The 18,947-nt window shown below is 42.5% G+C and carries 20 protein-coding genes; all 20 read left to right on the top strand.

Features of this window, described 5'->3' with window-relative positions; genetic code table 11:
* Positions 1-12 precede the first annotated feature (12 nt).
* The 20 genes from sdaAA to KFQ09_RS01800 all read left to right on the top strand — a co-directional run bounded on the left by sdaAA (position 13) and on the right by KFQ09_RS01800 (position 18,928).
* Entirely contained in the window at positions 13-915 is a 903-nt protein-coding gene (sdaAA, locus tag KFQ09_RS01895) for an L-serine ammonia-lyase, iron-sulfur-dependent, subunit alpha (protein WP_024720342.1), read from the top strand.
* The gene (recG, locus tag KFQ09_RS01890; protein ID WP_035700728.1) at positions 893-2,941 is read left to right on the top strand and encodes an ATP-dependent DNA helicase RecG; all 2,049 of its coding nucleotides are present in this window, start codon (positions 893-895) and stop codon (positions 2,939-2,941) included. The genes sdaAA and recG overlap by 23 nt, the downstream gene beginning before the upstream one ends.
* Before the next feature lie 112 nt (positions 2,942-3,053).
* Entirely contained in the window at positions 3,054-3,620 is a 567-nt protein-coding gene (gene fapR / locus KFQ09_RS01885; RefSeq protein ID WP_017359102.1) for a transcription factor FapR, read from the top strand.
* Positions 3,621-3,635: 15 nt separating this feature from the next.
* The gene (gene plsX / locus KFQ09_RS01880) at positions 3,636-4,634 is read left to right on the top strand and encodes a phosphate acyltransferase PlsX (RefSeq protein ID WP_050827257.1); all 999 of its coding nucleotides are present in this window, start codon (positions 3,636-3,638) and stop codon (positions 4,632-4,634) included.
* Positions 4,635-4,649: 15 nt separating this feature from the next.
* On the top strand, positions 4,650-5,594 hold the full coding sequence (gene fabD, locus KFQ09_RS01875) for an ACP S-malonyltransferase (protein ID WP_060832326.1): 945 nt from the start codon (positions 4,650-4,652) through the stop codon (positions 5,592-5,594).
* A complete protein-coding gene (fabG, locus tag KFQ09_RS01870; RefSeq protein WP_008344855.1) occupies positions 5,594-6,337 on the top strand; it encodes a 3-oxoacyl-[acyl-carrier-protein] reductase in 744 nt (247 codons plus the stop codon). Before fabD ends, fabG begins: the two co-directional genes overlap by 1 nt.
* Before the next feature lie 81 nt (positions 6,338-6,418).
* Complete coding sequence (acpP, locus tag KFQ09_RS01865; protein ID WP_008344853.1) at positions 6,419-6,652, top strand: acyl carrier protein; 234 nt, start codon at positions 6,419-6,421, stop codon at positions 6,650-6,652.
* 184 nt (positions 6,653-6,836) lie between these two features.
* Positions 6,837-7,580: a ribonuclease III gene (rnc, locus tag KFQ09_RS01860; protein ID WP_008344850.1), complete on the top strand. Its 744-nt coding sequence runs from the start codon at positions 6,837-6,839 to the stop codon at positions 7,578-7,580.
* Positions 7,581-7,685: 105 nt separating this feature from the next.
* Positions 7,686-11,246, top strand: coding sequence for a chromosome segregation protein SMC (smc, locus tag KFQ09_RS01855; RefSeq protein ID WP_255835995.1), 3,561 nt, complete (start codon positions 7,686-7,688; stop codon positions 11,244-11,246).
* Positions 11,247-11,267: 21 nt separating this feature from the next.
* Complete coding sequence (ftsY, locus tag KFQ09_RS01850) at positions 11,268-12,254, top strand: signal recognition particle-docking protein FtsY (protein ID WP_017359097.1); 987 nt, start codon at positions 11,268-11,270, stop codon at positions 12,252-12,254.
* A 342-nt stretch (positions 12,255-12,596) separates the two neighbouring features.
* Positions 12,597-12,929, top strand: a complete 333-nt coding sequence (locus tag KFQ09_RS01845; RefSeq protein WP_008344844.1) for a putative DNA-binding protein — start codon at positions 12,597-12,599, stop codon at positions 12,927-12,929.
* A 13-nt stretch (positions 12,930-12,942) separates the two neighbouring features.
* A complete protein-coding gene (ffh, locus tag KFQ09_RS01840) occupies positions 12,943-14,286 on the top strand; it encodes a signal recognition particle protein (RefSeq protein WP_255835994.1) in 1,344 nt (447 codons plus the stop codon).
* A gap of 105 nt (positions 14,287-14,391) precedes the next feature.
* On the top strand, positions 14,392-14,664 hold the full coding sequence (gene rpsP / locus KFQ09_RS01835; protein ID WP_008344841.1) for a 30S ribosomal protein S16: 273 nt from the start codon (positions 14,392-14,394) through the stop codon (positions 14,662-14,664).
* Positions 14,664-14,909: a KH domain-containing protein gene (locus tag KFQ09_RS01830; protein ID WP_012009937.1), complete on the top strand. Its 246-nt coding sequence runs from the start codon at positions 14,664-14,666 to the stop codon at positions 14,907-14,909. The genes rpsP and KFQ09_RS01830 overlap by 1 nt, the downstream gene beginning before the upstream one ends.
* A 103-nt stretch (positions 14,910-15,012) precedes the next feature.
* Positions 15,013-15,399 (top strand): YlqD family protein, encoded by a 387-nt coding sequence (locus tag KFQ09_RS01825; RefSeq protein ID WP_008344839.1) that lies wholly within the window; start codon positions 15,013-15,015, stop codon positions 15,397-15,399.
* Between the two features lie 8 nt (positions 15,400-15,407).
* Positions 15,408-15,932 carry a ribosome maturation factor RimM gene (rimM, locus tag KFQ09_RS01820; protein ID WP_008344836.1) on the top strand — a complete coding sequence of 175 codons (525 nt, stop codon included), beginning with the start codon at positions 15,408-15,410 and terminating at the stop codon, positions 15,930-15,932.
* Entirely contained in the window at positions 15,929-16,663 is a 735-nt protein-coding gene (gene trmD, locus KFQ09_RS01815; RefSeq protein WP_007499635.1) for a tRNA (guanosine(37)-N1)-methyltransferase TrmD, read from the top strand. Before rimM ends, trmD begins: the two co-directional genes overlap by 4 nt.
* A gap of 137 nt (positions 16,664-16,800) precedes the next feature.
* Positions 16,801-17,148 carry a 50S ribosomal protein L19 gene (gene rplS, locus KFQ09_RS01810; protein WP_008344834.1) on the top strand — a complete coding sequence of 116 codons (348 nt, stop codon included), beginning with the start codon at positions 16,801-16,803 and terminating at the stop codon, positions 17,146-17,148.
* 90 nt (positions 17,149-17,238) lie between these two features.
* Positions 17,239-18,087 carry a ribosome biogenesis GTPase YlqF gene (gene ylqF, locus KFQ09_RS01805; RefSeq protein WP_007499632.1) on the top strand — a complete coding sequence of 283 codons (849 nt, stop codon included), beginning with the start codon at positions 17,239-17,241 and terminating at the stop codon, positions 18,085-18,087.
* A 76-nt stretch (positions 18,088-18,163) separates the two neighbouring features.
* Positions 18,164-18,928 carry a ribonuclease HII gene (locus KFQ09_RS01800; protein WP_052320403.1) on the top strand — a complete coding sequence of 255 codons (765 nt, stop codon included), beginning with the start codon at positions 18,164-18,166 and terminating at the stop codon, positions 18,926-18,928.
* Positions 18,929-18,947 lie beyond the last annotated feature (19 nt).

Here is an 18,947-nt window from a genome sequence, read left to right as displayed (position 1 = left end):
AGGTTATGTATGATGTTTAAAAACGTCAAAGAACTCGTGCAGCTAACAGAAGAACGGAATACCTCCATTTCAGAAATTATGATTACTCAAGAAATGGAAGTGACAGGGAAGTCACGTGAAGACATTTTCTCGCAGATGTACCGCAACCTAGAAGTGATGGAACAGGCCGTTGAAAACGGACTGAAAGGTGTGAAATCATTATCTGGTTTAACAGGCGGGGATGCTGTGAAACTTCAAGCATATATCGCATCAGGCAAAACATTGTCTGGTCATACCATTTTAGATGCCGTGAGTAAGGCAGTGGCAACAAATGAAGTGAATGCAGCAATGGGAACGATCTGTGCAACGCCTACTGCTGGCTCAGCAGGTGTTGTGCCAGGAACGCTCTTTGCGGTGAAAGAAACATTAAAGCCAACAAAGGAACAAATGGTCAGGTTCCTATTTACATCTGGTGCATTTGGTTTTGTTGTCGCCAATAACGCAAGTATCTCTGGTGCAGCAGGCGGCTGTCAGGCAGAAGTAGGATCTGCATCAGGTATGGCAGCAGCAGCCATTGTAGAAATGGCAGGCGGTACGCCGCAGCAATCCGCTGAAGCCATGGCCATCACCTTAAAAAATATGCTGGGTCTTGTTTGCGATCCAGTCGCAGGACTTGTGGAAGTGCCATGTGTGAAACGAAACGCAATGGGCGCTTCTAATGCGATGATTGCAGCAGATATGGCACTTGCCGGCATTACAAGCCGTATCCCTTGTGATGAAGTCATTGATGCGATGTACAAAATTGGTCAAACGATGCCAACCGCTCTTCGTGAGACTGCACAAGGCGGACTTGCTGCAACACCGACAGCAAGGGAGCTTGAAAAGAAGATTTTCGGAGGTGTGACCTCATCTCGTGATACAGAAATTGCAAGATAAGATCTCTGCCCTCAAAGGGATTGGAGAAGAAACAGAAAAAACACTAAATGAACTTGGAATCTACACAGTAGCCGATTTACTCGGCTACTTTCCTTATCGATATGACGACTATGAGCTTCGCAATTTAGAAGAAGTCAGACATGACGAACGTGTCACAGTTGAAGGAAAAGTGCACAGTGAGCCCGTTCTCACCTATTATGGAAAAAAACGAAGCAGGCTGACATTCAGGCTGCTTGTCGGTCGTTTTTTGATTACAGCCATATGCTTCAATCGCCCTTATTTAAAACGAAGTCTTGTTTTAGGCGATACGGTATCCGTCACAGGGAAGTGGGATAAAAACCGGCAATCCATTATGGTGCAGGAATTTAAAAAAGGAACACACGAACAAGATGGCAGTATAGAACCTGTTTATTCAGTCAAAGAAAATGTAACCGTGAAGATGATGAGACGATTTGTAAAACAAGCGTTGTCACTCTATGTAGACCATGCTGAAGATCCACTGCCAAAGCAGCTTGTAGCTGCTTATAAACTCATGTCTTATCAAGAAGCACTAAAAACCATTCATCTCCCTGAAACGAGAGACTCGCTCAAGCATGCAAGACGACGCTTCGTGTACGAGGAATTTCTCATCTTTCAACTGAAGATGCAAGCGATCAGAAAAAAAGAACGAGAAAAAACATCAGGCATCCAGCATCCGTTCGCAAAAGAGGCGGTCTTTGAGTTTGTTCATAGCCTGCCGTTCCCACTGACAAAAGCACAATCAAGAGTGCTGGATGAAATTATGGCAGATATGGCATCCCCGTACCGAATGAACCGGCTTCTTCAAGGAGATGTTGGATCGGGGAAAACAGCTGTAGCGGCAATTGCCCTTTATGCCGCTCATTTATCCGGCTTTCAAGGTGCGCTGATGGTGCCAACTGAAATTTTGGCTGAACAACATGCTGATTCACTGTATCAGCTATTTGAAAAATGGGGGCTAAATATTGCTCTTTTGACGAGTTCAGTGAAAGGAAAGCGCCGCAGAGAACTGCTTGAACGTCTGAAAGAGGGAGATATTGATATTTTAGTCGGCACGCATGCCCTTATCCAGGACGAAGTGGAATTTCAGCAGCTTGGTCTTGTTATTACAGATGAACAGCACAGGTTCGGCGTGGAACAGCGGAAAAAACTGCGAAGCAAAGGGCAGGACCCAGATGTTTTGTTTATGACCGCAACGCCGATTCCAAGAACGCTTGCCATCACAGTATTTGGAGAAATGGACGTCTCAGTCATTGATGAGCTGCCAGCCGGCCGAAAGCAGATTGAAACGTATTGGGTGAAGCATGACATGCTTGAACGGATTCTTGCTTTTGTTGATAAAGAGCTGAGAAAAGGCAGACAAGCGTATATTATTTGTCCACTTATAGAAGAATCAGACAAACTGGATGTCCAAAATGCGATAGATGTTCACAGCATGCTGACAGAGGCGTATCGCGGAAAATGGTCGATCGGCTTAATGCATGGGAAACTCGCAAGTGATGAAAAAGATCAAGTGATGAGAGATTTCACTTCCAATGAAGTACAAATCCTTGTGTCAACGACAGTTGTTGAAGTTGGCGTCAACGTGCCAAATGCGACCATCATGGTCATTTATGATGCGGACCGCTTTGGACTGTCACAGCTTCATCAGTTAAGAGGCCGGGTCGGACGCGGAGAGCATCAATCTTTTTGTATTTTAATGGCGGACCCTAAATCAGAGACCGGTAAAGAGCGCATGCGGATCATGTCTGAAACAACGGATGGCTTTGAACTGTCTGAAAAGGACTTAGAATTAAGAGGCCCTGGCGACTTCTTTGGCAAGAAACAAAGCGGAATGCCTGAATTTAAAGTGGCAGATATGGTTCATGACTATAGAGCGCTTGAAACCGCTAGAAAAGATGCGGCAGAGCTCGTGCAGTCTGAAGCCTTTTGGACAGACCCTGAATACAAAGAACTTAGGCAAACACTCGTAGACAGCGGTGTGCTTGGCGGAGATAAATTGAGCTGATCAAGTGCTGGAGGAATTTTCTTGTCTTTTTGAAACAAGGATTGATTTATCATCTATGAGATTATATACTACTATTAGTACCTAGTCATAAATGTACGGATGGTGTCTGCATATGAAACTAAATAAAAAAGAACGACAAAAGCTTCTCCAGCAAACGATCAGCTCGACTCCGTTCATTACTGATGAAGAATTGGCAAGTAAGTTCGGTGTAAGCATTCAAACGGTTCGTCTTGACCGTTTGGAGCTGTCAATCCCTGAATTACGCGAACGAATTAAGCACGTGGCCGAAAAGACATTAGAGGATGAAGTGAAGTCTCTTCCGCTGGATGAAGTCATTGGAGAAATGATTGATGTAGAGCTTGATGATCAAGCGATTTCCATTTTTGAAGTAAGAAAAGAGCATGTATTCAGTCGTAACCAAATTGCCAGGGGACATCATCTTTTTGCCCAGGCAAATTCGCTGGCAGTAGCCGTCATCGACGATGAACTGGCTTTGACAGCAAAAGCAAATATTAAGTTTACAAGGCAGGTCAAACAAGGCGAAAGAGTCGTCTCAAAAGCCAAAGTTGCCTCACATGATAAAGAAAAAGGCAGAACCGTAGTTGAAGTAAACAGCTATGTAGGTGAGGAAGTTGTCTTCTCAGGCGATTTCGTCATGTATCGCTCAAAACAAAAGTAAAAGGTGGCACATAACATGAGAATTGCAGTCGATGCAATGGGGGGAGATCATGCCCCTAAAGCCATTATTGACGGTGTGCAAAAAAGCTTAGAAGCATTTTCAGATATCGAGATTACACTAGTCGGCGATGAAAGCAAGATCAAATCATACATAACAAATCATGAACGCATCACGATCTTAGATGCAAAAGAAGTCATTGAACCAACGGATGAGCCAGTGCGTGCAGTGAGACGTAAAAAGGATTCTTCTATGGTGAAAATGGCGCAGGAAGTTTCAGAAGGAAGAGCAGATGCCTGTATTTCAGCTGGAAATACTGGGGCACTCATGACAGCAGGCCTGTTTATCGTAGGCAGAATTGATGGCATTGACAGACCAGCACTTGCTCCGACGTTGCCAACACTTGATGGCAGCGGGTTCTTATTATTGGATGTCGGCGCAAACGTTGATGCAAAGCCAGAGCATCTTGTGCAATATGCCATGATGGGATCTATTTACGCAGAGCATGTCTTCCCGAAGAGCAATCCACGCGTTGGACTTTTAAATGTCGGGACAGAAGATAAAAAAGGCAACGATTTAACGAAAAAAACCTTTGAATTATTAAAAGCATCAGATTTGAATTTCATAGGAAATGTAGAATCGCGTGACTTATTAGAAGGTGTAGCTGATGTCGTTGTCACAGATGGTTTCACGGGGAATATCGCCCTTAAAACGATCGAAGGCACAGCTCTTTCTGTTTTTAAAATGCTGAAAGAAACCTTAACATCCAGCTTCACAGCTAAAATAGCAGCAGGTATGATGAAGCCAAAATTAATGCAGATGAAATCTAAAATGGATTACTCCGAATATGGTGGTGCCGCATTATTTGGTTTAAAAGCACCCGTTATTAAAGCGCATGGTTCCTCTGATGAAAATGCGATTTTTCATGCCATTCGTCAGGCGCGCGACATCGTTAAAAAAGACGTTTCAGCTATCATTCATCAAGAAGTTCAAAAAGAAGACACGAATGAGTCGTAATGGAGGTAGAGCAGCATGAGTAAAATTGCTTTTTTATTCCCAGGCCAAGGCTCTCAAAAAATTGGCATGGGAAAAGATTTATTTGACCAAGAAGCAGCATCTAAAGCTGTGTTTGAAGAAGCAGATCAGACCCTTGGTTTTGATTTATCTTCAATGATTTTTGAAGGAGATGCAGAAGAACTGACGCTGACATATAATGCACAGCCAGCTCTTTTAACGACAAGCATCGCGATCTTAAAGAAATTTGAAGAGAGCGGAATCAAAGCAGATTATGCAGCAGGGCACAGCCTAGGTGAATATACAGCCCTTGTTGCAGCGGGAGCTCTTTTGTTTAAAGATGCCGTTTTCGCAGTGAGAAAGCGCGGCGAATTAATGAATGAAGCCGTTCCAGCAGGAGAAGGCGCAATGGCGGCGATTCTTGGCTTAGACCAAGCAGCGCTTTTAGAAGTGACAAAAGAAGTGACAGAAAGCGGTCATCTTGTAGAACTTGCGAACTTAAACTGTCCGGGCCAAATCGTCATCTCCGGTACAGCAAAAGGTGTGGAACTTGCATCAGAGAAAGCGAAAGAAAAGGGCGCAAAACGTGCAATTCCACTTGAAGTGAGTGGACCTTTCCATTCTGCATTAATGAAACCAGCAGCTGAAAAATTCACAGATGTATTATCTAAATTAGACATTTCTGATGCCGCTACGCCAGTGATTTCAAACGTAACAGCAGACATCGTGACATCACGTAATGAAATTGAAACGAAGCTGATTGAACAATTGTATTCTCCTGTTCGATTTGAAGAAAGTGTAGAACGCTTGATTGACTTAGGCGTGACAACATTTATTGAAATTGGTCCTGGTAAAGTGCTCTCAGGTCTTGTGAAAAAAGTCAATCGCCGCCTGACGACCATTTCCGTATCAGATCAAGCAACAATTGAAGCAGCTATTCAAACACTCAAGGGGGATTCTTGATGCTTACAAATAAAACAGCCGTTGTCACAGGTGCATCTCGCGGTATTGGCCGTTCGATTGCGATCGATTTGGCGAAAAAAGGTGCCAATGTTGTGGTGAACTATTCAGGCAACGAAGCAAAAGCAAATGAAGTCGTCGATGAGATCAAAGCACTTGGCCAGCAGGCTTTTGCTGTCAAAGCGGATGTGTCAAATGCAGAAGAAGTACAGGCATTAATGAAACAAGCCGTTGATACATTTGGTTCAATCGACATTCTTGTGAATAATGCTGGAATTACAAAGGACAACCTGCTCATGAGAATGAAAGAAAATGAATGGGATGATGTCATTAACATAAACTTAAAAGGTGTCTTCAACTGTACAAAAGCTGTGACACGTCAAATGATGAAACAGCGCAGCGGAAGAATCATCAATGTAGCATCTGTTGTCGGCGTTTGCGGAAACCCTGGACAAGCAAACTACGTTGCAGCAAAAGCTGGTGTGATCGGATTAACGAAAACAACAGCGAAAGAGCTGGCAAGCCGTCATATTACAGTCAATGCTGTAGCACCAGGCTTTATTTCTACTGATATGACTGACAAGCTTGATGAGAATGTTCAAACAGAAATGCTTAAGCAAATCCCGCTCGCACGCTTTGGTGCGCCTGAAGATATAAGCAACGTTGTTGTCTTTTTAGCTTCAGAAGGAGCAGGTTATATTACAGGTCAAACCATCCAAGTAGATGGCGGAATGGTTATGTCCTAAGAAATATCAAAATTTCGTTACGTTTTCTCTAGTTTTTTAAAAACGAATCAACTATAATACTTTGAGGGGAGGTGAAAGGCAATGGCAGACGTATTAGAGCGTGTATCAAAAATTATTGTAGACCGCCTTGGCGTTGATGAGGCTGACGTGAAAATGGAGGCTTCATTTAAAGAAGATTTAGGCGCTGATTCCCTTGATGTAGTTGAGCTAGTTATGGAACTTGAAGATGAGTTCGATATGGAAATTTCTGACGAAGATGCTGAAAAAATTGCAACAGTCGGTGACGCTGTGAACTACATAAATAACCAGCAATAAGCGTAACAAAGTCCCGTCTATTTTCATGGCGGGACTTTGAAAATTTATGTTAGTTTCAACATATTCAGCTGATCAATTGTCAGCCTTTTTCAGATGCTAAGGAGCACGGTTTCCTTGCATGTAGAAAGAGAGACTCCATATAATCAGTATCCTTAAAGGCGATGACGCCTACCTGGAGGTTGCTATGCCAAAACAATATAAAGACAAACAGAAACAGAGCAAAAAACTAGAGCAATTCAGAGAATTTCAGCAGCGCATTTCTGTACACTTTAAAAATGAAAAACTACTCTATCAAGCCTTTACACATTCCTCTTATGTGAATGAGCATCGGAAAAAACCTTATGAGGATAATGAAAGACTTGAATTTTTAGGGGACGCTGTTTTAGAGTTGACGATCTCACAGTTCTTATTTGCAAAGTACCCAGCCATGAGTGAGGGAGATTTAACAAAACTGAGAGCGGCGATCGTATGTGAGCCATCACTTGTGTCATTAGCACATGAGCTGTCCTTCGGAGACCTTGTTCTTTTAGGAAAAGGGGAAGAAATGACAGGCGGTAGAAAGCGTCCGGCACTCTTAGCAGACGTATTTGAGGCGTTTATCGGAGCGCTTTATTTAGATCAAGGACTTGAGCCTGTTGAACGATTCCTAGAAGCCTATGTATACCCGAAAATTAATGACGGGGCATTCTCACATGTCATGGACTTTAAAAGCCAGCTTCAAGAATTTGTTCAGCGAGATGGAAAAGGTGTACTTGAATACCGAATCCTGCATGAAAAAGGTCCAGCACATAACCGGGAATTTGAAGCCAATGTATCCCTTAGAGGAGAAGTGCTCGGAATTGGAAATGGCCGTTCAAAAAAAGAAGCGGAACAGCATGCTGCACAGGAAGCACTTGCTAAATTACAGAAACATCATATGAACCAATAAAATCCCCCTCGTGATTCAGGGGGATTTCACTCTGTTTTCCATCATCTTTTTTCAGTTCATATGGTAAGATAATAGTACTTTAAATACATAAGGAGGATCACTCTCATGTTCCTCAAACGTTTAGACGTGATAGGATTCAAATCTTTCGCACAGCGGGTGACTGTAGACTTTGTCAAAGGGGTTACAGCTGTTGTTGGACCAAACGGAAGCGGCAAAAGTAATATTACTGATGCGATCCGCTGGGTACTTGGAGAGCAATCAGCAAAAAGCCTCCGCGGAGGAAAAATGGAAGACATCATTTTTGCAGGAAGTGATTCAAGAAAACGAGTCAACTTAGCAGAAGTGACATTAACGCTCGATAACGAAGATCACTTTTTGCCGATCGATTTTCACGAAGTCAGTGTGACAAGAAGAGTCTATCGTTCTGGAGAAAGTGAATTTCTCATTAACAATCAATCTGTCCGCTTAAAGGATATTATTGATCTTTTCATGGATTCAGGTCTTGGAAAAGAAGCTTTTTCGATCATCAGCCAAGGGAAGGTAGAAGAGATTCTATCGAGTAAAGCTGAAGAAAGACGTAGCATCTTTGAAGAAGCAGCGGGTGTCCTGAAATATAAAACAAGAAAGAAAAAAGCCGAGAATAAACTGTTTGAAACGCAGGACAACTTAAACCGGGTAGAAGATATTCTGCATGAACTAGAAGATCAAGTAGAACCACTAAGAATGCAGGCATCTATTGCAAAAGACTATCTGCAAAAGAAAGAAGAACTTGAAAATGTAGAAATTGCTCTCACCGTCCATGATATTGAAGCACTGCACAAAAAATGGACAACACTTGGTGAAGCTGTCGAGCGGTTCAAACAAGATGAAATGAAGCAGTCCACAGACATTCAAGCGAAGGAAGCCAAAATCGAAGAAGCGAGAGACCGTATTCAGGCGCTTGACGATTCGATTCATGACCTCCAAGAAGTCCTCCTTTTCACAAGTGAAGAACTAGAAAAGCTTGAAGGGAAAAAAGAAGTTCTAAAAGAACGGAAAAAAAATGCGGCCGCTAACCAAGGGCAGCTAGAAGACACGCTCGTGCGTTTAACCGAAAAACAGGCGTTGTTAACGGAAAAAATTGAACAGCAGAAAGTCACACGTGACAGCCTGCAAACAGAAGTGCAGCAGCTAAAAGATGAAGTGAAAACAAAACAGCATCAGCTGTCTCTTCATAGTGAAGATGTGGAAGGGCAAATTGAACAGCTAAAAAGCGATTATTTTGACCTATTAAACGAGCAAGCTTCTATCCGAAACGAACGTACATTACTAGAAGAGCAGCAGCGCCAAGCAGCCTTGCAGCTAGAGCGGTTAACGCAAAATAATCAGAAACATATCGAAGAACGGGTATCTGTGAAGGAAAAGAAAACAGAAGCCGAGCAGCAACTTTCAGAACGAGAAGAAGACATTTTGGCTCAGGTGAAACGCTTTAGAGAAGCGGAACAAAAGCTAGAGCAGATGAAACGTCAATACGAGAAAAAAGAAACGGCTCTTTACCAAGCCTATCAATATGTACAGCAGGCAAAATCTAAAAAAGAAATGCTTGAATCCATGCAGGAAGACTTCTCAGGATTTTTCCAAGGAGTGAAAGAGGTTTTAAAGGCAAAGGACCGGTTAGGCGGTATTCACGGGGCGATTGCAGAGCTGATTCAAACAGAGCAGCAACATGAAACAGCGATTGAAATTGCACTTGGCGCAGCCACGCAGCATGTCGTTACTGAAAATGAAGCGGCTGCCAGACAGGCCATTGGATACTTAAAGCAGCATTCCTTTGGGCGTGCGACCTTCCTGCCGATGAACGTCATCAAAGAACGAACCATTCAGTTTAGAGATATTCAAACAGCTGAGCAGCATGACGCATTTATCGGCGTAGCGAGTCAGCTCGTTTCCTTTGACGAAAAGTATGAAAAAGTCATACAGAATTTGCTTGGAACGGTCCTGATTGTTCAAGACTTAAAAGGTGCCAATGAGCTGGCGAAAATGCTTGGACATCGTTATCGCATCGTGACCCTTGATGGGGACGTGGTGAACCCAGGCGGTTCAATGACTGGGGGCGGCGTAAAGAAAAAGAACAATTCCCTCCTCTCCAGAACCCGAGAGATTGAAACATTAACAAAGCAGCTCGTTGAAATGGAAGAAAAAACAACGATCCTTGAAAAAGAAACAAAAGAAACGAAGCAATCGATTGCCGCAAGCGAAGTCCAATTAAATGAACTGCGTCAGCGCGGCGAAATGCTTCGAGAAAAGCAGCAAGAGTTAAAAGGGACATTATATGAACTGCAAGTAGCGGAAAAAAATATTAACGCTCATCTAGAGCTCTATGATCAAGAAAAAGAAGAGTTGCAGCAGCGCTCTAGCGAACTTGCGAGCAAGGACAAAGAGCAGGCAGCCCTTGAAACATCTATAGGTGAGAAACTGACCTCTCTTGACGAAGAGATCAACACGTTAACAAAACGGAAGCAGACCCAAAGCTCAACGAAAGAAACCATTTCTTCCGAATTAACAGAGCTGAAAATCTCGCTTGCCAAAAAAGAGCAGTCTTTAGCGAATGAACAAGAAAAACTATCGAGCTTAACGGCTGAATTAGAAGAGGCTGAAAAGACGCTGACGGAAACAAAAGAAGATTTGTCCCTCTTAACAAGTGAAATGTCATCCAGCTCAAGCGGCGCCGAACAACTGGAAGAAGCGGCAAAAGAGAAACTGGAACATAAAAACAAAACGACAGCGCTTATCTCAGAGCGACGCAAACAGCGCCTGGCTCTTTCTGAAACATTAGAATTCGCAGAACGTGAACTAAAAGAGCAAAAACGCCTGTATAAACAGCTCACGACAAGCTTAAAAGATGAAGAAATCAAGCTTGGCCGCATGGAAGTTGAACTTGATAACCTCATCGCCTATTTAAACGAAGAGTATGCCCTTTCGTTTGAAGGAGCAAAAGAAATGTATCATCTGACGCTATCGCCGGATGAAGCAAGAAAACGCGTGAAATTGATCAAACTAGCCATTGAAGAGCTTGGAACAGTGAACTTAGGCAGTATTGACGAGTATGAACGTGTGAATGAACGTTTTCTCTTCTTAACTGAACAGCGCAATGATCTGACAGAAGCGAAAAATACGTTATTCCAAGTCATTGAAGAAATGGATCAGGAGATGACGAAACGTTTCTCTGAGACATTCTCTCAAATCCGCGGGCATTTTGAATCTGTTTTCCAAGCATTATTTGGCGGAGGAAGAGCAGACCTTAAGTTGACAGATCCAAACGATTTACTAAACTCAGGCGTCGATATTGTGGCGCAGCCGCCGGGGAAAAAGCTGCAAAATCTAAGCCTGCTTTCAGGCGGAGAAAGAGCATTAACAGCCATCGCTTTATTATTCTCGATCTTAAAAGTGAGACCTGTTCCATTCTGTGTGCTAGATGAGGTAGAAGCAGCGCTTGATGAAGCGAATGTGTTCCGCTTTGCCCAGTATTTAAAGAAATATAGCCAAGAAACACAGTTCATTGTGATTACACACCGAAAAGGAACCATGGAAGAAGCAGATGTTCTGTACGGTGTCACGATGCAGGAGTCAGGTGTCTCAAAACTGGTATCTGTCAAACTAGAGGAAACGAAAGAGCTTGTCCAGTAATTAAAGGAGGTTTTTGAACCAATGAGCTTTTTTAAGAAATTAAAAGAAAAATTTACGCAGCAAACCGATTCAGTATCAGAAAAGTTTAAAGATGGACTTGAAAAAACGAGAAATTCGTTTCAGGGAAAAGTAAATGAACTCATTTCTCGCTATCGTAAAGTGGATGAAGACTTTTTTGAAGAACTAGAAGAAGTGTTAATCGGTGCTGATGTTGGTTTCACGACTGTGATGGAACTGATTGATGAGCTGAAAAAAGAAGTGAAATTAAGAAACATTCAAGACCCAAGTGAAGTACAAGCAGTCATCTCTGAAAAACTCGTGGAGATTTACAATAGCGGTGAGGAACAAATCTCTGAACTGAACATTGAAGACGGCCGTTTAAATATTATTTTATTTGTAGGCGTGAACGGTGTCGGTAAAACCACAACCATTGGTAAGCTGGCAAACAAGCTGAAAAATGAAGGGAAATCCGTCATTTTAGCAGCAGGTGATACGTTCCGTGCGGGGGCGATTGAGCAGCTTGAAGTATGGGGCGAGCGCTCTGGTGTTCCTGTCGTTAAACAAACAGCAGGCTCTGACCCGGCAGCGGTCATCTATGATGCCGTTCAATCAGCTAAAGCCAAAAAAGCAGATGTCCTGATCTGTGATACAGCAGGCAGACTGCAAAATAAAGTCAACTTGATGAAAGAGCTGGAGAAGGTCAAGAGAGTCATTGAACGCGAAGTGCCCGATGCACCGCATGAAGTACTGCTTGCCCTTGATGCGACAACGGGTCAAAATGCGATGGCGCAAGCGAAGGAATTTTCTAAAGCAACAAACGTGACAGGTATCGCTTTAACAAAGCTTGACGGTACTGCAAAAGGCGGGATTGTTCTTGCCATTCGCAATGAGCTCAACATCCCTGTAAAACTTGTCGGATTAGGTGAAAAAGTAGACGATCTGCAAGAGTTCGATGCTGAATCGTATGTGTACGGATTATTCTCAGACATGATTGATCAAGAAGACTAATCAAGATGTCGGCAAAACTGCCGGCATTCAGCGTGTAGACAAACCCTCGCATTCTTTGTCAGTCCTGCGTGCTGGTGCTCACGAATGATAAATTCGCTCCGCGCCAGTACTCGTCCTTCCTAGACTGCAAAGGTTTTCTATCACGCTGAAAAGAAGACAAAGTGCTAAAATCAAGTTCATTTTAGCCCTTTGTCAACAATCTGGGGATGCCGGCAAAACTGCCGGCATTTTTATTTATATATCGCCGCAGGAAGTGACAAGATAAAAACTTGACACATAGATTAGAACCGTGTAAACTTAGTTGTTGTAAAGGGAATGAACTTAACAAAGGGGAGAGAGCCCATGACGCTTGAAAAAACAACGAGAATGAACTACTTGTTTGATTTCTATCAATCGTTGTTGACCGCAAAACAAAAGAGCTACATGTCGCTTTACTACCTAGACGATTTTTCCCTCGGTGAAATTGCGGATGAATATGAAGTATCAAGACAGGCTGTTTATGATAATATTAAACGGACTGAAGCGATGCTTGAACAATATGAAGAAAAGCTGCTCTTGTTTAAGAAATTTAAAGAGCGTAAAGAACTTCTCACAAAAATGAGAGAGCTTGTAGCAGATTCCGCGCAAAAGGAAGAAGCAGAAGCTTTAATTGAATCGCTTGAGAAATTAGATTAGGAGGCGGCACAGTATGGCATTTGAAGGATTAGCCGACCGACTGCAGCAGACGATTTCAAAAATCCGCGGCAAAGGAAAAGTGTCAGAGCAAGATGTAAAAGAAATGATGCGCGAGGTACGCCTTGCCCTTCTTGAAGCTGACGTCAATTTTAAAGTAGTCAAAGACTTTGTGAAAAAAGTAAGCGAGCGGGCAGTTGGACAAGAGGTCATGCAAAGTCTTACCCCAGGACAACAGGTCATTAAAGTTGTAAAAGAAGAACTCACTGAATTAATGGGCGGGGAAGAGAGTAAAATCGCTGTAGCAAAAAAATCTCCAACTGTCATTATGATGGTTGGTCTTCAAGGGGCAGGTAAAACGACCACAACTGGAAAGCTTGCCAACTTACTTCGCAAAAAACATAATCGCAAGCCGATGATGGTGGCTGCTGATATTTACAGACCAGCAGCGATCCAGCAGCTTCAAACGCTTGGGAAACAGCTTGATATGCCCGTATTCTCATTAGGTGATCAAGTTAGTCCTGTCGAAATTGCCAAACAGGCAATTGAAAAAGCGAAAGAAGAACATCATGATTATGTCATTTTAGATACAGCAGGACGTCTTCATATTGATGAAGACTTAATGGATGAACTTCAGAAAGTAAAAGAAGTCGCAAATCCAGAAGAGATTTTCCTCGTTGTTGACTCGATGACTGGTCAAGATGCTGTCAATGTCGCAAAAAGCTTTAATGAACAGCTTGGTTTAACAGGTGTCGTTCTGACAAAACTAGACGGTGATACGCGAGGCGGGGCAGCACTTTCAATTCGTGCAGTCACAAATACGCCGATTAAATTCGCCGCACTAGGTGAAAAGCTTGATGCAATTGAACCATTCCATCCAGAGCGTATGGCATCGAGAATTCTTGGCATGGGAGATGTGCTCACGCTTATTGAAAAAGCACAAGCAAACGTTGACCAAGATAAAGCGAAAGAGCTTGAACAAAAAATGCGGACAATGAGCTTCACGCTCGATGATTTCCTCGAGCAGCTTGGGCAGGTTCGCAACATGGGTCCACTTGATGAACTGATCCAAATGATGCCGGGAGCCGGTAAAATGAAAGGGCTCAAAAACGTCCAAGTAGACGAAAAGCAGCTCAATCACATCGAAGCGATCATTAAATCAATGACGACCGAAGAAAAAGAACAGCCAGAGGTCATCAATGCAAGCCGCAGAAAACGGATTGCAAAAGGAAGCGGAACAACTGTACAGGAAGTCAATCGCCTTTTAAAACAATTTGACGAAATGAAAAAGATGATGAAGCAAATGACCAATATGTCCAAAGGAAAGAAAAAAGGCGGCTTTAAATTACCATTTATGTAATTGGTTATACATGATAAAACCGTTGTTAAGAAAAAACACTTTACAAACCCTTTTATCATTGTTAATATACTATCTTGTTGAAATATTTTCGGAGGTGCTAGTAAAATGGCAGTAAAAATTCGTTTAAAACGTATGGGAGCAAAAAAATCTCCTTTCTATCGTATTGTTGTAGCAGATTCTCGTTCACCACGTGACGGTCGTTTCATCGAAACAGTTGGAACTTACAACCCAGTGGTATCACCAGCTGAGGTGAAAATCAACGAAGAATTAGCGCTTAAATGGCTTCAAAATGGTGCGAAACCATCTGATACAGTTCGTAACCTTTTCTCAAGCCAAGGAATTCTTGAAAAATTTCATAATGCGAAAAACAGCAAATAATGAATGAGCTGTCCTTGGAAGAATTGATTGTGTCCATCGTCGAGCCACTTGTTGATTTCCCTGAAGATATTCACGTATCTTCATTAGAAAAAGATGAGCAGGTCATTTACACACTGTCTGTCAATGCTGAAGATACCGGAAAAGTGATCGGTAAGCAGGGACGTACAGCTAAAGCGATACGAACAGTCATGTTTGCAGCAAGTGCAGAGTCTTCTAAGAAAGTTCAACTTGAGATTGCTGACTAAAAAGGGAGAGGGCTTAGGACCTCCCCTTTTTTTACACGTTTAAATCTATTTTTCGTTATACTGTAGAGGACAAATGCCTTCGGATAGGGGGACAAAAAGGAAGATGCAGATCATTCAACATGTCACCGTCATGCAAGTATTAACTGAAAGCAGTAAGGACAAACTGTTAACGACTTTTTTGGAGAAAAAAGAAAGACTAGAACGTGAGTGCAATCAACTATATTTTCAACTAAAAAAGCATGAAAAAGAACCACATCAGCAAGAAGCCATCCCTCAATTTCAAAAAGCCATTGAAAAAAGACAAGAGAAAATGAGGCAAATTGATTTTCAAGTCGAGCAGCTGCATATCTTGCCTCTTGGCAGTGAAATGAAAGAAACAGAAGTGGATGCGCTGATTGAAGTAAAAATAGGTGATAAATGGGATGACAAAATGCAAGACAATGTCATCGTCGTGAAAGACGGCACCATTGTGGAAATACGTCAGGGGTGATTGAGAACATGGAGCTAGAATGGTTGAATGTCGGAAAGATCGTCAATACACATGGAGTGCGCGGAGAAGTACGTGTTGTGTCAAAGACTGATTTCCCAGAAGAACGCTACAAAAAAGGCAGCGTCCTTTATATTTTCAAACAAAATCAAAAAGAACCGCTAAAAGTGACTGTCGCATCACATAGACAGCACAAACAATTTGATTTACTGACATTTGAAGAAGTCGGCTCGTTAAATGAAGCTGAGCAATTAAAAGAGTCGATTTTAAAAGTAGAAAAAGAACATCTTGGTTCATTAGATGAAGGGGAATTCTATTTCCACGAAATCATCGGCTGTGAAGTATATGATGAAGAGGACAAACTGATTGGTCAAATCAAAGAAGTTTTAACGCCAGGGGCAAATGATGTATGGGTGGTTGGAAGAAAAGGCAAAAAAGATGCCCTCATCCCTTATATTCCATCTGTCGTCAAAACAGTTGATATTTCATCCAAGAAAGTACACATTGAAGTGATGGAAGGACTCATTGACGAATGAAAATTGACTTCTTAACACTGTTTCCTGAAATGTTTGAAGGGGTGCTTCACTCATCGATCTTAAAAAAAGCTCAGGAAAAAGATGCGGTCTCATTTGATGTCGTGAATTTTAGGGAGTATTCCGATCATAAACATAAAACAGTGGATGACTATCCGTATGGCGGCGGTGCTGGCATGGTTCTGAAAGCACAGCCTGTATTTGATGCGGTAGAAGATTTAACGAAAAAAGCAAACAAGAAGCCCCGCATTATTCTTGTCTGTCCTCAAGGAGAAAGATATACACAAAAGAAAGCAGAAGAGCTTGCAAAAGAAGAGCATCTTATGTTCATTTGCGGCCACTATGAAGGCTACGATGAGCGCATCAGGGAGCATCTTGTCACAGATGAAATCTCAATCGGAGATTTCGTTCTCACAGGCGGAGAGCTGCCGGCGATGATGATTGCAGACAGTGTGGTCAGGCTTTTGCCTCATGTGCTTGGAAAAGAAGCGTCTCATATCGAAGATTCATTTAGTACAGGTCTGCTTGAGCATCCGCACTATACAAGACCAGCTGATTATAAAGGATTGAAAGTACCAGATGTGCTTCTCTCTGGAAATCATGCCAAAATTGAAGAGTGGCGGCGTAAAGAATCGTTGAAGCGAACCTATACAAGACGGCCAGATTTGATCGATTCTTGCAAAACATTAACGGATGAAGAAAAAAGATGGCTTTGGCAGCTTCATAATGACTAGATTGTATTGCACAAGGTATACAGGTGTGGTATGATACTACTTGTGACTTGGACGGCTTGCCGATTCAAGTTTGAAAACGATGTTCCGCTGCAATGAAGAAAGAGGACATGAGCATCTGTTGGAAGGAGTTGAAAACGATGCAACAATTGATTGAAGAAATCACAAAAGAACAATTACGCACTGATCTTCCTGCGTTCCGTCCTGGTGACACTTTACGTGTACACGTGAAAGTTGTCGAGGGTACTCGTGAGCGTATCCAGATCTTTGAAGGTGTTGTAATTAAGCGTCGTGGTGGTGGAATCAGCGAAACTTTCACAGTTCGTAAGATCTCTTACGGTGTAGGCGTTGAGCGTACATTCCCTGTACACACACCAAAAATCGCTAAGATCGAAGTTGTACGTCACGGTAAGGTACGTCGTGCGAAACTTTACTACCTACGTGAACTTCGCGGTAAAGCGGCTCGTATCAAAGAAATCAGACGATAATGATATCAAAGGAAAGAGCTTGTTACCTGTAACAGGCTCTTTTTTTGTACAATGTATAGAGACAACCGTTAGAAGAGAGAAGGTGCACATATGACAATTCAATGGTTTCCAGGCCATATGGCAAAAGCAAGACGGGAAGTCACAGAAAAATTAAAGCTCATCGACATCGTATTTGAATTAACCGATGCAAGGATTCCGATGTCCTCTAGAAACCCAATGATTGAAGAAATCCTCCAAAACAAACCGAAAATTATGCTTTTGAACAAAGCAGATAAAGCAGATCCTCGTATGACAAAAGAGTGGCAGGCACACTTTGAAGCGCAAGGTGTACGGTCGCTTGCCATTAATTCTGTCGATGGACAAGGGTTAAATCAAATCATTACGACATCAAAAGAAATCTTAAAAGAAAAGTTCGATCGAATGAAAGCAAAAGGTGTTAAGCCGCGTGCCATTCGAGCTTTGATTATCGGAATTCCCAATGTCGGCAAATCAACGCTGATCAATCGGTTGGCAAAGAAAAATATTGCGAAAACAGGAGATCGACCTGGTATTACGACGTCACAGCAATGGGTGAAGGTAGGAAAAGAACTTGAACTGCTCGATACCCCTGGAATTCTCTGGCCGAAATTTGAAGATGAACAAGTAGGTCTTAGGCTGGCCGTCACCGGAGCGATTAAAGACTCAATCATCAACTTGCAGGATGTCGCCGTTTATGCGCTACGCTTTTTAGAAGAGCACTATCCAGAGCGATTAAAAAAACGTTATGATCTAGCAGAAATACCTGAAGATACAGTTGAGCTGTTTGATGCCATTGGCACAAAACGCGGCTGCCTGATGAGTGGAGGATTCATTAATTACGACAAAACGACCGAAATCATTATTCGGGATATTCGAACGGAAAAATTTGGTCCCCTCACTTTTGAGAAGCCTGAAAGCTAAAAGACACGCAGCTCATGCGGGTCTTTATTTTTTGCGAAAAACTGCCGATATAAAGAAGGAGGCTGCGGAAAAGCCAATGTACACGGTCAAACAAATAAAAGAATTAATAGAACAACATGCTGACGACGAGTCATACATTCGTGAACTATTGAAAGACGATACAAGAAAAAGTGTCCATAAGCTGATGGACAAATGGAACAAAGACAGAGAAAAGCAGCAAGAACTACATGCAGCATGGAAGCAAATGCTGCAATTTGAAACCAAAGCAAAAGCGCAAGGATACACTTATATTGCAGGCATAGATGAAGCAGGAAGAGGACCACTCGCTGGCCCAGTGGTTGCGGCAGCTGTGATATTAAAAGAAGATACCGTCCTACTCGGTTTAAATGATTCAAAACAGCTATCTGAGAAAAAAAGAATGACCTATTATGAGCTCATTCAAAAGGAAGCGCTCGACATCGGCATCGGCATTGTTGATGCGGCAACGATTGACGAAATCAATATATACGAAGCATCAAGACTGGCGATGGTGAGGGCTGTAAAGCAGCTCACTCACACACCTGATTATCTACTCATAGATGCGATGACGCTCCCGCTTCCTACTCAACAGGAGAATATCATCAAAGGAGATGCTAAAAGCGCATCCATCGCAGCTGGTGCATGTATTGCCAAAGTGACAAGGGACCAAATGATGGAAGAGTATGGACGCCAGTACCCTGAGTATCAATTTGAAAAACATAAAGGGTATGGAACGAAAGAGCACCTTGCTGCCATTCAAACACATGGCGCCACACCTATCCACCGGTTATCATTTGCACCAGTGAAATCTGTTATTTCATAAATATTTTGACACAAGGAGG

This window comes from Bacillus sp. FS02, assembly GCF_024398395.1.
Lineage (GTDB): Bacteria > Bacillota > Bacilli > Bacillales > Bacillaceae > Bacillus > Bacillus altitudinis.
This window is presented reverse-complemented; position numbering and strand designations above follow the sequence as displayed.